Origin of the sequence: Parabacteroides sp. TM07-1AC, from assembly GCF_003480915.1 — a bacterium.
Taxonomy (GTDB): Bacteria; Bacteroidota; Bacteroidia; order Bacteroidales; family Tannerellaceae; genus Parabacteroides; species Parabacteroides chongii.
In genome coordinates this window covers 134,187-147,825 of sequence record NZ_QUKD01000010.1, presented here as the reverse complement: position 1 = coordinate 147,825, position 13,639 = coordinate 134,187, and the positions used below count along the sequence as shown (strand labels likewise).

Annotated in this window: 12 protein-coding genes and 2 tRNA genes; 8 read left to right on the top strand and 6 right to left on the bottom strand. The window is 44.4% G+C overall.

The annotated features are described in order from the left end of the window. Window positions 1-198: 198 nt before the first annotated feature. Together DXD68_RS18740 and DXD68_RS18735 are read right to left on the bottom strand one after the other, a co-directional pair. Window positions 199-281 (bottom strand) — tRNA-Tyr (locus DXD68_RS18740). 95 nt (window positions 282-376) lie between these two features. Continuing rightward, window positions 377-450, bottom strand: a tRNA-Thr gene (locus DXD68_RS18735). Window positions 451-680: 230 nt separating this feature from the next. Between DXD68_RS18735 and DXD68_RS18730 the strand changes: the two genes are divergently transcribed. Beyond that, window positions 681-2,087, top strand: a complete 1,407-nt coding sequence (locus DXD68_RS18730) for a Gfo/Idh/MocA family protein (protein WP_122363018.1) — start codon at window positions 681-683, stop codon at window positions 2,085-2,087. 89 nt (window positions 2,088-2,176) lie between these two features. Here DXD68_RS18730 and trxA read toward each other — a convergent pair whose 3' ends face one another. Both trxA and DXD68_RS18720 read right to left on the bottom strand, forming a co-directional pair. Continuing rightward, complete coding sequence (trxA, locus tag DXD68_RS18725; RefSeq protein WP_122363017.1) at window positions 2,177-2,542, bottom strand: thioredoxin; 366 nt, start codon at window positions 2,540-2,542, stop codon at window positions 2,177-2,179. A 202-nt stretch (window positions 2,543-2,744) separates the two neighbouring features. Continuing rightward, window positions 2,745-3,419 carry a superoxide dismutase gene (locus tag DXD68_RS18720; protein ID WP_122363016.1) on the bottom strand — a complete coding sequence of 225 codons (675 nt, stop codon included), beginning with the start codon at window positions 3,417-3,419 and terminating at the stop codon, window positions 2,745-2,747. 293 nt (window positions 3,420-3,712) lie between these two features. Between DXD68_RS18720 and DXD68_RS18715 the strand changes: the two genes are divergently transcribed. The 6 genes from DXD68_RS18715 to DXD68_RS18690 all read left to right on the top strand — a co-directional run bounded on the left by DXD68_RS18715 (window position 3,713) and on the right by DXD68_RS18690 (window position 9,485). Beyond that, entirely contained in the window at window positions 3,713-4,252 is a 540-nt protein-coding gene (locus DXD68_RS18715) for a pyruvoyl-dependent arginine decarboxylase (RefSeq protein ID WP_122352532.1), read from the top strand. Between the two features lie 173 nt (window positions 4,253-4,425). Then, window positions 4,426-4,902: a PaaI family thioesterase gene (locus tag DXD68_RS18710; RefSeq protein WP_122352533.1), complete on the top strand. Its 477-nt coding sequence runs from the start codon at window positions 4,426-4,428 to the stop codon at window positions 4,900-4,902. Between the two features lie 37 nt (window positions 4,903-4,939). Further along, a complete protein-coding gene (gene nfo / locus DXD68_RS18705; protein WP_122363015.1) occupies window positions 4,940-5,776 on the top strand; it encodes a deoxyribonuclease IV in 837 nt (278 codons plus the stop codon). Window positions 5,777-5,878: 102 nt separating this feature from the next. After that, window positions 5,879-7,288 (top strand): sodium:proton antiporter NhaD, encoded by a 1,410-nt coding sequence (nhaD, locus tag DXD68_RS18700; protein WP_122363014.1) that lies wholly within the window; start codon window positions 5,879-5,881, stop codon window positions 7,286-7,288. Between the two features lie 10 nt (window positions 7,289-7,298). Beyond that, complete coding sequence (locus DXD68_RS18695) at window positions 7,299-8,939, top strand: dipeptidase (protein WP_122363013.1); 1,641 nt, start codon at window positions 7,299-7,301, stop codon at window positions 8,937-8,939. A 39-nt stretch (window positions 8,940-8,978) separates the two neighbouring features. After that, complete coding sequence (locus DXD68_RS18690) at window positions 8,979-9,485, top strand: porin family protein (RefSeq protein WP_122363012.1); 507 nt, start codon at window positions 8,979-8,981, stop codon at window positions 9,483-9,485. Between the two features lie 152 nt (window positions 9,486-9,637). Here the strand turns inward: DXD68_RS18690 and DXD68_RS18685 are convergent, their stop codons facing one another. Next, window positions 9,638-10,273, bottom strand: coding sequence for an HAD family hydrolase (locus DXD68_RS18685; protein WP_122363011.1), 636 nt, complete (start codon window positions 10,271-10,273; stop codon window positions 9,638-9,640). A 196-nt stretch (window positions 10,274-10,469) separates the two neighbouring features. Here DXD68_RS18685 and DXD68_RS18680 point away from each other — a divergent pair, with 196 nt between their 5' ends. After that, the gene (locus tag DXD68_RS18680; RefSeq protein WP_122363010.1) at window positions 10,470-11,846 is read left to right on the top strand and encodes a DUF1080 domain-containing protein; all 1,377 of its coding nucleotides are present in this window, start codon (window positions 10,470-10,472) and stop codon (window positions 11,844-11,846) included. Window positions 11,847-11,848: 2 nt separating this feature from the next. Here DXD68_RS18680 and DXD68_RS18675 read toward each other — a convergent pair whose 3' ends face one another. Then, window positions 11,849-13,615, bottom strand: a complete 1,767-nt coding sequence (locus tag DXD68_RS18675; protein WP_122363009.1) for an ArnT family glycosyltransferase — start codon at window positions 13,613-13,615, stop codon at window positions 11,849-11,851. Window positions 13,616-13,639 lie beyond the last annotated feature (24 nt).

Sequence of the window (13,639 nt, the reverse complement as noted above, 5' to 3'; positions counted from 1 at the left end):
GAGTAAAAACATAGATAAGTAGGCAGAGCTTGAAAATAAGTACTTACCCATTGATAAAGCGATGCCTATCCATTTACAAAAAGTCGCCGGGAGATTTAGGAAAATACTTACGTTTTTTCAGATGAAAACGTGGATGCTTTACAAACGAAACTTTGGTAAAATGAAAAACCTCAGAAAATAAATTCCTGAGGTTCTCTGTGGGCAGTGATGGATTCGAACCACCGAAGTCGAAAGACAGCTGAGTTACAGTCAGCCCCATTTGGCCACTCTGGTAACTGCCCTAAAAGTTGACAGTTGATAATTGACAGTTGACAGATTTAAAACTGGAAAGCGACATTAACTGTCAACTGTCAACTTTCCACTGTCAACTTTTTTGAGCCTCTTGTCGGATTCGAACCAACGACCCCGAGATTACAAATCACGTGCTCTGGCCAACTGAGCTAAAGAGGCATTCAGTATTTCTGTTTTGCGAGTGCAAAGGTAGTGATAATTTTCAATCTCGCAAGAACTGTGCGAACTTTTTTGTATACTTTTTTTCATGTCCTATTTCTGATGTAGTCTATCTTCCTGATTAATAATAAGAAAACAAACTACATTTTTTTTAGAAAAATAGCAGATGTGAAAATTATTTCTTATTTTGTCAACTCATATCAATGTCACTTAATCTAAAATCTATTATCATGAGCATTAACAGAAGGCAATTTCTAAGAAAATCATTGGCCGGAAGCGCAGCTATCGTTGTAGGCAAGGACCTGAGTGCTGCTTCCGCACCGGCTGTATCAACCTCTTTCTCTCCCGTGGAGGATTTATCACCTCCGGCAAAAGGAAAATCTGTTTTAGGATTACGTTGCAAACCCTTGAGCACCGTCCGTGTCGGTGTCGTCGGTTTGGGCAGGGGAGCCGGAGCCGTAAAACGCATGGCACAGATTGAAGGAGCGGAGATCGTTGCTATCTGTGATCTGAACCCGGAACGGATAGCCAATAGCCAGAAAACCCTTAAAAACAGTAACCGGAAAGAAGCTGTAGCTTACACGGGTGAAGAAGACTGGAAAAAGATGTGCGAACGTGATGACATCGACCTGATCTATAACGCCACTCCCTGGGAACTACATGTGCCTATCGCCCTTTACGCTATGGATCATGGAAAACACGTCGCTATCGAAGTCCCTGCCGCACTGACGGTAAAAGACTGTTGGGCATTGGTCGATAAGGCGGAAGAAACCCGGCTTCATTGTATGATGCTGGAAAATTGTTGTTACGACTTCTTTGAACTAGCTACCTTGAATATGGCGCGACAGGGATTGTTGGGAGAAATTATTCACACCGAGGGCGCTTATATCCATGATCTGAGAGGATCGAAGTTTAAAGGTTATTATAAACACTGGCGTCTGGAATACAGTAAATACCATACAGGAAATCCGTATCCGACACACGGTCTGGGGCCGGTGGCCCAAATACTGGGTATTAATCAGGGAGACCGGATGGATTATCTTTCGTCTGTCTCCACCAACCAGTTCGGGCTGGCACTTTGGGCAAAAGAAAACCTGACAGATGATGAACGTATAACCCTTTCGGAACGTTATGCGCTGGGCGATATGAATACAACTATCATCCATACCGTCAATGGCAAATCCATCATGATCCAGCATGACACGACCTCCCCGCGTCCCTATTCCCGCATCCATCTGGTACAGGGAACCAAAGGCATGGCTGTCAAGTATCCGGAGAGAAAAGTAGCTATCCAGCCTGATACGCATTCGTTCCTGAAAGAGGGACCGCAGAAAGATGTGATGGCTGAATATGAACATCCATTAAGCAAATATATCGGCGAACGGGCGAAAAAAGTCGGCGGTCATGGCGGCATGGATTTTATCATGGACTGGCGTCTGATCTACTGCCTGCGTAACGGTTATCCGCTTGATCAGAGCGTGTATGACGCAGCTGCCTGGTCATCTATCGTCGAGTTGAGCGAACGTTCCGTACTGAACAAGAGCTGTTCGGTTGCCATACCTGACTTTACCCGCGGAGCCTGGCGCAATTACAAGCCGTGGCCTGTCATTGATATGAAGGATGTATTGCACGGATAAATTGTAAACATAAAAACTCCTGAAAGCCGGCAGTTTTGTTTTATCTGCCTGCACTTTCAGGAGTCCTTTCAGTAAGATTATTGCGTTGCTTACTTATTTTTCAGAAGAACTTCGTCGATCGCTTTCTTGAAGTCGACTTTGCTCATGGCACCTCTTGCCATTTGCGGCTGTTCGCCCATCGGACAGAATAGGAGGGAAGGAATACTCCGGATACCGAAAGCTGCAGCCAGCTCTTCTTCTTTCTCCGTATCTATTTTATAAATATCGATTTTATCTTCGTATTCGCCAGCCAGCTCTTCCAGAATAGGAGCGATCATTTTGCACGGACCGCACCAGGTAGCATAGAAATCGACGATGCAAGGTTTGTCGCCTTCATACACCCATTTTTCGGGGCTTGCTTCGTAATTAGCTACTTTATTCAGAAATTCCTGTTTTGTCAACTCTTTCACTTTCATGATTCTAACTCCTTATTGTTTAGTTATTATTCTTACTTCTGTTTTACATAACAAAGTTACAACCTAATATTCCTGTAACTATTTACTGTATTTCCTTAATAATTGGCATTTTTCCCTTGAGGGTAGTTCGTAAACAAAAAGCCGTCCGGGGATTCTTACTCCGGACGGCCTTATTTGGTTTTAAACTACACTACTATTAATATTAATATCGTTTGCCAACGGCATCCCAATCAACGATCTGCCACAGGGCATTCAGGTGATCGGGACGACGGTTCTGGTAATCCAGGTAATAAGCATGTTCCCATACATCGAATCCCAGAATCGGAGTCAGCCCCTTGGCAACAGGGTTGCTACCGTTAGCTTCTTTGGTAATTGAAAGTTTGCCGTCTTTATCTTTTGCCAGCCATACCCATCCTGAACCGAACAAACCGGCTCCTGCTGCGTTGAATTCTTTCTTGAAGTCTTCGAATGAACCCCAGGTAGCTTTGATAGCATCCGCTAACTTTCCTTTAGGTTCGCCGCCGCCGTTAGGGGAGAACTGGGTGAAATACAAATTATGGTTGAGTATCTGTCCGGCATTATTAAAGATAGCACCGTCAGATTCTGCTACGATCTGTTCCAGGGGAGCGTTTTCAAATTTTGTTCCCGGGATCAGGTTATTCAGATTGTTTACGTAAGCCTGTAAATGTTTTCCGTGATGGAATTCAATGGTTGCTTTACTGATAACCGGTTCTAATGCATCTGCTGCATAAGGCAATTTAATTAGTTCGAATTTCATAATTTCTTCTTTTTTATCTGTTATTTGACTACTACTATTATTACTATTATTACTATTATTAGTTACCAACAATAATAAACTAAGACATAATGTAAGCATGACTACTAAGTTTTATGTTGTTTCTACTATTCTAACAGGGCGGGTTTGTTATTTGTTCAAAGAAACCGGTCCAAAAACCATAACTTTTATTGATTAAAGGATAAATAAAATTTATGACCTTTAACCAACTGTCTTCTAACACTTGATTTTTATACTTTTTTGGAAATCAGCCGAAACAAAATGAATAATAATATGTAAAAAGCTGTTTTTTTGTCGTCTGTAAAGAGTAAAATCCCAAAGAAGTTTCTATTTTTGTGCCCGCATATTATTAATTAAGTAACACATATTTGTAGATGGTAAAGAAAGTTGGGAATTTAATTCCAAACACCTTTTTTATTACGAAGGGCAGTGGTGATTCAGACTTGGAAAAACACGCAGGTTCTTATCACATGGCCCTTTATGATGCTGGTATTTCAGACTTTAACATTATGACTTATTCGTCTGTAATCCCTGCAACAGCGCATCTTGCAACCATGGATGAGATTGATCTTCCTCCATTCGGTACGGAATTGAAAACCATTATGGCGGTTTCGCATGGTTATCAGGATGAGTTCGTATCTGCCGGTGTGGTTTACGCCTGGATGTACAAGGACGAAAACTTCGATGAGAAGGTTGGAGCCCTGGTATGCGAGGTTAGCGGCCGTTATCGTATCGAGGAGTTGGAGTCACGTCTGATCCGTGTAATCAACGACCTGCACCAGAAAACATACGGAAAGTATTATCTGGGTGAACTGAACTTTATTACCGAAGGTATTACCATCGAAAAGAGATACGGTACAGCTTTGGCTGCTCTGTGTTTCGTGGATTTCTTAATGCCTGAGATCGAGGACTAAAGAAAGATAATATACCCGATAATCAGTATGGAAAACAGAGGTAAGGCGCAGGTTCTTATCTCTGTTTTTTTGTCCTTACGGGAAAAAACGGCATAAGTTTGTTATATTTGTAAGCGACTTAGGTCATAAAATTCTTTTTATTTAAGAAACAATCCGTTTAAAGCTGTTGTTGTATGAAAAAGATTATTAATCCCTGGAAGGGGCTGGAGGGCTATATGTGTTTCGGGTGTGCACCCGGAAATCCGCAAGGACTGCACATGGAGTTTTACGAGGATGGCGATGACATCGTTGCTTTCTGGGAACCGGAAAGTCATTACCAGGGATGGTTGGAGACATTGCACGGGGGAATCCAGACGACAATGATGGATGAACTGGCCGGTTGGGTAGTATTGAGGAAATTACAGACATCGGGCGTGACTTCACGGCTGGATGCCCGTTTCCTGAAAAGTATCTCGACACGCGAACCGCGCTTGATGATACGGGGGCGTATCAAAGAGCAGAAACGGAATGCCATATTCATAGAGACGGAGATATACAATTCGCAGAACGAACTTTGTTCACGCGCGGACATTATATATTTTGTTGTCACTAAAGAACAGGCAACGGAGAAGTTTCATTTTTGCGGTTGTAAAACCGAAGATGAAAAATAAAACACTGGACGAAAAGAATAAAGTAAACGATTAACAAATGAAGTACATTGGAGCTCATGTAAGCGCGTCGGGTGGAGTTGAGAATGCTCCGCTAAACGCTAATGCCATCGGGGCGAAAGCTTTTGCCCTTTTTACCCGGAACCAACGTCAATGGAAATCTTCCCCGTTGACGAAGAAAAGCATCTCCTTATTTAAAGAACGTTGTGAGGAGTTCGGCTACAAAGCCGCGCATATTTTGCCTCACGACAGTTATCTGATCAATCTGGGACATCCGGATCCGGACGGTCTGCAAAAATCGCGTGATGCTTTTCTCGATGAAATGCAGCGTTGCGAACAGCTGGGACTGGACCGACTAAACTTCCATCCGGGAAGCCATCTGAATGAAATTTCGGTAGACGATTGCCTGGCACGTATTGCCGAATCGATCAATCGGACACTGGAGCAGACTGTGGGAGTATGTGCCGTTATAGAGAATACGGCCGGACAGGGTACAAACCTGGGATACACTTTCGAGCAAATCGCGGCTATCATCGACCGGGTGGACGACAAATCCCGTGTAGGTGTTTGTATCGATACCGCCCATACGCTGGCTGCCGGTTATGATATCAAAACGGAACAGGGCTTTATGGAGACATTCCGCCATTTCGATGAAGTGATCGGTTTTTCGTACCTGCGTGGAATGCATATCAACGATTCGAAGAAAGACCTGGCAACCCGCGTAGACAGGCATGACAGTATCGGGAAAGGTGTTATGGGAATGACCACTTTTCAGATGTTGATGCAGGATACCCGTTTTGAAGATATACCTCTGATACTTGAAACGCCGGACGAATCAATCTGGGCGGAGGAGATCAGCTATTTGTACACTTTATAAGTAGAGAATAAACCGGGAGAAGGGGCACTTGAGCAAGTCTCCTCTTTTTCCATATATTAATAAGCCCCTTTAATGAAAGGGCAGACTAAATAAAATACACGTATGTTTATATTAATGCCAATTATTTTTGTCGTAGGCATCCTCGCCATTGCGCTTGAAGATAAGATTAAGATCAATAAAGCAGCAACAGCTCTTTTTATGGCTATTTCCTTATGGATGATATTGATGTTCGATGCTTATAACATCTTCGTCGAACGCTCTAACCCTTTGTTCGAGGAGTTTTTGGTACAGAACCCCGAAATGACCAACCTGCCGGCAAAAGACCAGTTCATTAATTTTATTTCCAATCGTTCCATTGTTTACCATCTGGGAAATGTGGCAGAGACATTGTTCTTTGTGATGTGTTCTATGCTGATCGTCGATATTGTAGATAAACATGGTGGTTTCAGGGCTGTTACCGGGTATATCCGTACTTCTAACAAAAGAAAATTATTATGGTACATTAGTTTTGCCGCTTTCTTTTTCTCCGCGTTGTTGGATAACCTGGCGGCTGCGATCGTAATCATGGCAGTGCTCCGTAAGCTGGTGCCCGACCGGACCGACCGTCTGAAGTACGCCTGTATGGTGATTATTGCGGCGAATGCCGGCGGTTCGTGGTCACCGATCGGTGATGTGACGACAATTCTCCTTTGGGTAGGAAAGAACGTGACGGCCATGCATCAGATTTCCCATGTATTTATTCCTGCGCTGATCAATATGCTGGTTCCGCTCACCATTGCCCACTTCTGGCTGTTCAAGAAAGATGCCCGCTTGCGTGTGATGAGTGAAGAAGAAGCGGCTGATGAGTTTATTCCGGAGATACCTAATCACGCCCGCCGTGTGATATTTGTGATCGGTGTGCTTTCGTTGGCATTGGTTCCGGTCTTCCAGATGTTGACGAATCTGCCTCCGTTCCTGGGGGTCTTGCTAGGATTGGTTATTCTTTGGGTATATACCGATATCATGTATAGCCGGTTGCGAGTTCATGAATCGGAGAAGCTGCGTATTACACAGTTGTTGCCTAATATCGACCTGGCAACGATCTTTTTCTTTCTCGGAATCCTGATGGCGGTAGGCGCACTGGAAACATCCGGACAACTGGGGATCATGTCTGCCTATCTCGACCAGCATGTACATGAGCCTTATCTGATCAGTTTTGTGATTGGTGTTCTGTCTTCCTGTGTGGATAACGTGGCTTTGGTGGCTGCGACGATGGGTATGTATCCGATTGTGCAGCAGGCTCCCGATCTAGCTCCTTATGCCCAGTTCTTCGTTTCCGACGGCGGGTTTTGGACATTCCTTGCTTACTGTGCCGTAACGGGCGGTAGCATCCTGATTATAGGTTCGGCAACAGGTGTCACGGTAATGGGACTGGAAAAGATTGATTTCATGTACTATACCAAGCGATTTTCTATTTTGGCATTGATTGGTTATATTTGCGGTGCGGCAGTATATATGCTATTATTCGCTTAAACTTATTTATATGAAAAGAAAATGGATTATCGCAGCAGCCTGTGCCGTTTTGCTTTCCGGAATGGAGGCAATGGCTTGTACGGGTTTGCTGGTTGGAAAAAAGGCATCGGTCGACGGATCGGTCATGATCAGTTATGCAGCAGACTCACATACTTTGTATGGCGAGTTATACCGTTGGCCGGCGGCTACCTGGCCGAAAGGGGCGATGCTGGAAGTCAGGGAGTGGGATACGAATAAACCGCTGGGACAGATTCCGCAGGTGGAGCAGACGTATTCGGTAGTCGGCAATATGAACGAACACCAGGTGGCTATCACGGAAAGTACGTTCGGCGGCCGTCCCGAATTGGTGGATACAACAGGTATTATGGATTACGGAAGCCTGATCTATATCGCGCTACAGCGTTCCAAGTCGGCCCGCGAAGCGATTAAGGTAATGACCGACCTGGTGAAGGAACACGGTTATTACAGCAGTGGCGAGACATTTTCCATTGCCGACAAGAACGAAGCATGGGTGATGGAGCTGATCGGTAAGGGAACAGGAAATAAAGGGGCAGTCTGGGTTGCGATTCGCATTCCGGACGATTGTATCTCTGCACATGCTAACCAGTCACGTATCCAGCAGATTCCTTTCGATGACAAGGAAAACTGTATGTATTCGCCCGATGTGGTTTCTTTCGCTCGCGAAAAAGGCTATTTCAGTGGAAAAGATAAAGATTTCAGCTTTCAGAAAGCTTATTGCCCGTACGACTTCAGTGGTTTGAGAGGTTGTGAGGCACGTGTATGGTCTTTTTTCCGCAAGTATGATACTTCGATGGATAAGTATACCGATTTTATCAAAGGCGATCCTACCAAAGAGCCTATGCCGTTGTATGTGAAGCCGAACCGTCTGTTGTCCGTTCAGGATGTTCAGAACGGTATGCGCGATCATTATGAAGGAACAGACCTGGATATGACGAAAGATGCCGGAGCAGGTTCTTATAAGGTGCCCTATCGTTGGCGTCCGATGACGTTCAAGGTAGATGGCGAAGAATATACGAACGAACGTGCTATCGCTACACAGCAGACCGGTTTTGTGATCGTTCCGCAGATGCGTAACTGGTTGCCGGATGCCATCGGCGGAATCCTTTGGTTTGGCGTGGATGATGCCGATATGGCTGTCTTTACTCCGCTCTATTGCTCTATTACCGAGTCTCCCGAATGTTATCGGGTTGGGAACGGCGATATCATGAACTTCTCATGGACTTCCGCTTTCTGGATTCATAACTGGGTGGCTAACCAGGCTTACGGCAAGTATAGTTTCATGATCAAAGATATCCGTCCGGTTCAACAGGAACTGGAGAACGGTTTTAAAGAAACAATCCCGGCTATCGACAAGGCTGCCTCCGAATTGTATGCGAAGGATCCGGCAGAAGCTATCAAATTCCTGACCTGGTTCAGTACGACGACAGCCGATCAGGCAACGGCTCGCTGGAAGAAACTCGGTGAGTATCTTTTAGTAAAATATATGGACGGAAACGTTAAGAAAGAAGAAAACGGCAAGTTCAAGCAAAATGGTTACGGGTTGTCTGAATATCCTGATTTTCCTGGCTATGATGAAGACTATTATCGTAGTATTGTGAAGAGTGCAGGCGACAGACTTAAAGTAAAATGATTATATTTGTTGCAATGTTGAACTAAATTAATTGAGAGTATGAAAAAATTAATTGTTATGTGTATGCTGGCGATTATCAGCATAAGTGCTTTTGCACAGACCCAACAGGGACAATCGTCTTTCGGTTTTAATCTGGGGTATGGGTTTAATGATAACGGTAATGCTCTGTTAGGACTTGATTATCGTTATAATTTGACTGACGAAGTTCGTTTGGCTCCTTCATTGACCTATTTTGTAAAGGATAATGGTTGGAGTGCCTGGGCGATTGACATGAATGTTCATTACGTGTTTAAACTGAGCGATATGTTCGGCTTCTATCCGTTGGCTGGTCTCGACCTTTCTTTCTGGAAATGGAGTGGAGGCGGACATGTTGACGGACATAAGGTTGATGTGAGCATGAATAAAACACGTTTCGGTGCAAACATCGGTTTGGGGGGCGAAGTATATGCAACGGATCAGCTGACTGTAGGTTTAGAATTCAAATATAATATCATTAAAGATTTCGATCAACCTATCTTAGGTATTCGCATCGGATATAATTTCTGATCAACAGATAATAAAGAGAAACCTTCCAGAAGAAATAGTTCATCTGGGAGGTTTTTTAGTTTCGTCCGGTAGAAAGTATAGTTTTGTCCGAGAGAAAACACTGTTTCATTCGGAAGAAAATGCCGTTTCATCCGAAAGGAATCTTTTTGTTCTTACCACTTCAAATAATCTTCGAAAGTAATCTTCTCGAAGTTCGGTATCACTTCATATACTTTATCCTTTAGGGATTCTTTCGGACTGGTGGTCGTTAGTCCGATCACTCGCATGCCTGCAGACGTTCCGGCCTGTATGCCGGCAAAGGAATCTTCAAAGACTATACAGTCGGCGGGGGAGACGTTCAGGTCTTTTGCTGCCAGCAGATAACACATCGGATCGGGTTTACCCTTTGTGATGCGGTCGGCTGTTACGATCGTGTCGAAAATATTCTCCAGGTGATGTAGCTTGAAAGCACGTTCTACTTTCGTATTGTCGGAACTGGTAACCAGACCCATCTGTACACCTTGCTCTTTTAGTAAATGCAGGAACTCTATCGAGCCCGGCATCGCAGGGAGAGGCATTGTACTTTCATATTCGGTAGATTCCTTAATTACCATCTGACGAAATTCTTCCGAACGGTCGGAAAAATACGTTTCCATTATGTAAGGGAGTGTTGTGCCTTTGATAACAGCTGCAAAGTGGTCGATACCAGTTCCATAACGTTCACCTGCTTCATCCCAGAAAATATCGTAGATAGGTTCAGTGTCGACTATCACGCCGTCAAAGTCAAAGAGAGCCGTTTTTAATTTCATAAAAATACCTTTATTGATTACATTTTGCGGGCAAAGATAAGCCTATTTCTTTGAAAAAGATTCATCTGCTGTAAAATAGCTGTGCTTTTGCTGTGCGTTTATGAATAATATTCTATCTTTGTGTCCGTACACATGTGTAGCTTTGCAGACCAGTAAAGACTATTTGACTTATTATAATACCTAAAAGAAGAACAGAATGAAAGCATCTTTGAAGTTTGCAGCCTTGTCTCTTGCGCTGCTTTGTTCCTGTCAGTCGAATGATGGCTGGCAACAGTTATTCAACGGTAAAGACCTTACCGGTTTCAAACAATTAAATGGGGAAGCCCCTTATCGGGTGGAAGACGGTTGTCTGGTCGGAACTTCCGTGACGGGTCAGCCGAATAGCTTTATGGCTACCGAACAGGAATATGGTGATTTTATCCTGGAGTTTGAGGCTTTGTGTGATCCGTCGCTGAACTCGGGTGTGCAGTTCCGTAGTGAAAGCCGTCCGGACTATCAGAACGGACGTGTGCATGGTTACCAGTGTGAGATGGACCCGTCCGACAGAGCTTGGAGCGGAGGTGTTTATGACGAAGCCCGTCGCGGCTGGCTGGTGACGCTTGTCGATAATAAACCGGGACAGGAAGCCTATAAGAAGACGGACTGGAATAAATATCGTATTGAGGCTATCGGCAATAATATCCGTATTTGGCTGAACGGCGTGAATACGGCAAATTTGTATGATGATGAAACGGCAAAAGGCTTTATTGCATTTCAGGTACATGGTATCGGAAAGAATGCCGACCTGGAAGGAAAAAAAATCAAATGGCGTAATATCCGCATAAAGACTGAAAATTTGGAAGCAGAACGTATGCAGGGTACGTTGGCTCCGGAAGTGAACCGTATCCCCAATTATCTGACCGATACGGAAAAAGCGGACGGCTGGAATCTGTTATTCGACGGTCAGACAACTACAGGCTGGCGCGGTGCCCATAAAGAAGCATTTCCCGATCATGGCTGGAAAGTGGAAGACGGACAGTTGATCGTATTGAAATCAGGCGGCGGAGAATCTACAAACGGTGGTGATATCGTAACCGACAACGAATATGCCGCATTTGAACTGAGCCTGGAATTTAAAATTACTCCGGGAGCCAACAGCGGTATCAAATACTTTGTAACGGAATCGGAAAAACCGAGCGGCTCTGCTTATGGCTTGGAATATCAGATACTGGACGACCAGCTTCATCCGGATGCCAAATTGTATACTACCGTTCCCGGCAGCCGCACATTGGCAAGTCTTTACGATATGATGCCGGCACAGAATAAACGCTTCAATGGGGTTGGAAAATGGAATCAGGCTGTTTTAAAAGTATTTCCCAATAACCATGTGGAACATTGGTTGAATGGCTTCAAAACATTGGAATATGAACGCTGTTCGGATGCTTTCCGCGAAATGGTAAAGGGCAGTAAATATGCTGCCCCGTCTTATAACGAGGCAGGCCGTTTCGGTGAAGCTCCCCAAGGACATGTCCTTTTACAGGATCATGGCGATGAAGTTGCTTTCCGCAGTATCAAAATCAAAGAACTGAAGTAAGCTTATTCTATACGAAGGAAACTGCACAGGACAATTGGTCGGCGTACTTCATGAATGATACGTTCAGAGGAGGTCAATATATTAAATGTATATTGGCCTTCGTAATTTTTCAGAACAACTTCCAGGTCACTGGGAGTGGCAAAGAAGAATCCTTCCTTCGGCATCTCCTGTTCGAAATTATGGAAACGGTTACCCAGATAAAAGTTCAATCCGTATAGATTCCTGTATACTTTGAGGTTGTTCATGACGAACATATTATCCTTGTTTAAAGGATATTCTTTCATTACCCTTTCGGCAAAAGGACGGGCTGATCCATCCTGGCGGATACCACGCATAATAACTCCGTCGACCAGCAAATTGATCGTAAAGGTCAAGGCTATCGTCGCATACAGTATCTTGATGTTTATCTTCTTGAACATTTGATAAAGCACGGTCAGCAAAGCCAGCAACACGATAATAACGATACAGACGGTCAGTCCGCAACTGGAAGAGAACATATTGGATACGGCTTCTACCTGTGCAAGCGTAGAAGGACGGCTTGTGTATTGTGAAGCAATGGCAACCGGATCGATGACACCGGCCATTGTCAGTCCGATAGCTATCAGCACAACAGTCGTGACAGAGGCTAGGAATGCCGCAAATATACGGGTAACCTTTGTCCTGTATTCCGTAATGTAGATGGCATATTGAGCTAAGAATATAGCAATAAACGGATAGGCAGGCATCAGGTATACACTTCTCTTACTGGAAGGAATGCTGTAGAAGAAGATAATACAGACCAATGCTACAAGACTGAACAGTTTCTCTTTTTCCATGGAGAGAATATTGTTCCAGCTGTCTTTGGCTATCTGTTTGAAAGAGGCATTCTTTAGTTGCCATTTCAACCCGAATATAGAAAAGAAAAAGAAGATAGTCCAGGGAATAAAGCCGCCTGCTAAAGTGGCAAAGTTGTACCATACACCGTTTTCGTGTCCTAAATCATAATTAATATCGGGTGTGTCGAGATGGAAGAAGCGTCCGAAATTCTCGGCAAGTACGACATCCATGAACCGGTCGCCTCCCTGTTTCCAGGCAGCTATATACCATAATAACGGTAGGAATGAGGATGAAACGCCGATATAAAGAAGTGCTTTAAATATAGTCAGCAGACTGTATTTGCGAAGCATCAGCAAATAGGCTCCGAACACAAACAAGGGCAGGATGACACCGACGGGACCTTTGGTCAGCACGGCACAGCCTAACAGTATAGGGATAATGATCGGCAAGCCTTTCAGTTCCAGCCTGTCTTCCCATCGGAACAGTTGATAGAGTCCGATGACAATAAAAGCTGTCAGTAACATATCGACCCGGGTGGTCATAGCCGCCCGGTGCATCTCCACGCAAGTCAGCAGAAGAAGGGTCGCAATGAATGCCTGTTGAAACTTTATTCTTCGCCCGAAAAAGACCAGCGTGCATCCCATCAGGCAGATAAAAGCGAGTGTAGACGGTAAGCGCGAAGTAAACTCCGATACATACCCTTGGGGATAGGAGAAAGCAGCCATCAGCCAATGTGCCATCGGTGGTTTGTAAGCAAACTCGTTGGCATAAACCTGCGGCAGTACCCAGTTGCCGGTTTCAAGCATGGATATGGCAACAGATGCTTCACGTGGCTCCCCTTTTGTCGAGAAATCTCCCAAGCCTATCCAGGGAAGGACGGAGATTATACAGATTATGATAACCATTGTTACCGGCTTTTGCAGGTAGAGATATTGTAATGTCGGTGTGCGCATATTCTTTTTGTAAGAGGACTAAAC

Coding starts and splice junctions, on each gene's coding strand:
- DXD68_RS18730 (WP_122363018.1), top strand. CDS start 681: ATGAGCATTAACAGAAGGCAATTTCTAAGAAAATCATTGGCCGGAAGC.
- trxA (WP_122363017.1), bottom strand. CDS start 2,542: ATGAAAGTGAAAGAGTTGACAAAACAGGAATTTCTGAATAAAGTAGCT.
- DXD68_RS18720 (WP_122363016.1), bottom strand. CDS start 3,419: ATGCTTACATTATGTCTTAGTTTATTATTGTTGGTAACTAATAATAGT.
- DXD68_RS18715 (WP_122352532.1), top strand. CDS start 3,713: ATGGTAAAGAAAGTTGGGAATTTAATTCCAAACACCTTTTTTATTACG.
- DXD68_RS18710 (WP_122352533.1), top strand. CDS start 4,426: ATGAAAAAGATTATTAATCCCTGGAAGGGGCTGGAGGGCTATATGTGT.
- nfo (WP_122363015.1), top strand. CDS start 4,940: ATGAAGTACATTGGAGCTCATGTAAGCGCGTCGGGTGGAGTTGAGAAT.
- nhaD (WP_122363014.1), top strand. CDS start 5,879: ATGTTTATATTAATGCCAATTATTTTTGTCGTAGGCATCCTCGCCATT.
- DXD68_RS18695 (WP_122363013.1), top strand. CDS start 7,299: ATGAAAAGAAAATGGATTATCGCAGCAGCCTGTGCCGTTTTGCTTTCC.
- DXD68_RS18690 (WP_122363012.1), top strand. CDS start 8,979: ATGAAAAAATTAATTGTTATGTGTATGCTGGCGATTATCAGCATAAGT.
- DXD68_RS18685 (WP_122363011.1), bottom strand. CDS start 10,273: ATGAAATTAAAAACGGCTCTCTTTGACTTTGACGGCGTGATAGTCGAC.
- DXD68_RS18680 (WP_122363010.1), top strand. CDS start 10,470: ATGAAAGCATCTTTGAAGTTTGCAGCCTTGTCTCTTGCGCTGCTTTGT.
- DXD68_RS18675 (WP_122363009.1), bottom strand. CDS start 13,615: ATGCGCACACCGACATTACAATATCTCTACCTGCAAAAGCCGGTAACA.